The organism is Curvibacter sp. GW821-FHT09D12 (assembly GCF_059416245.1).
Map to the genome: position 1 here is coordinate 1 of NZ_JBWKOU010000057.1, position 791 is coordinate 791.

The following is a 791-nucleotide window of genomic DNA, read 5'->3' on the forward strand; positions in this document are numbered from 1 at the left end:
AAGTTAGAGACGATCTTCCAAAAGGACAGAGACGAGGACGAATGACCTCGCTTGAAGATCGTCAACAGATGTCTGAACTCATCACCCAGGCCTGCAACGCCGGGGCCCGACTGGCCCTGGCCTGCGAGCTGTGTGGCCTGAGCGAGCGCACCCTGCAGCGCTGGCGAAGCCGGGCAACAGGTGCCACGCTGGGGGGCGACCAACGCCCCCATGCCCATCGCCCAAGCCCCTCACACGCTTTGAGTGAGGCCGAACGCGCCGAACTGCTGCGCGTGGCCAATGAGCCGCGCTTTGCAGACCTGCCGCCTGCGCGCATCGTGCCCCTGCTGGCCGACGAAGGCCGTTACCTGGCCAGCGAATCGAGCTTTGCGCGAGTGCTGCGCCAGGCTGGGCAAAACGCCCACCGCAGCCGGTCTCGTGCGCCCAGAGCGCAACGGCCACCGACCACCCACATCGCCACAGCCCCGGGCCAGGTGTGGTGCTGGGACATGACCTACCTGCCCGCCACCGTGGCGGGGCGTTGGTTCTACCTCTACCTGATCGTGGACCTGTACAGCCGAAAGGTGGTGGGCTGGGAGGTGCACGCCGAAGATGATTCAGACCACGCGGCTCGCCTGGTGCAGCGCACGGCCTTGGCTGAAGGGATTGCGGCCAAAGACAGCAAGCCCGTGCTGCATGGCGACAACGGCGCTACGCTGAAAGCCACGACGGTGCTGGCCATGCTGCACTGGCTGGGGGTCAAACCCTCTTACTCGCGGCCTCGGGTGAGCGACGACAACGCGTTTGTCGAG

Annotated in this window: 1 protein-coding gene; it reads left to right on the plus strand. The window is 65.9% G+C overall.

Annotation, left to right across the window (positions count from 1 at the left end):
* Nucleotides 1–791, plus strand: a 791-nt coding sequence (locus AC07PT_RS30415; protein ID WP_494659187.1) for a DDE-type integrase/transposase/recombinase, incomplete at both ends; no start/stop codon positions are given.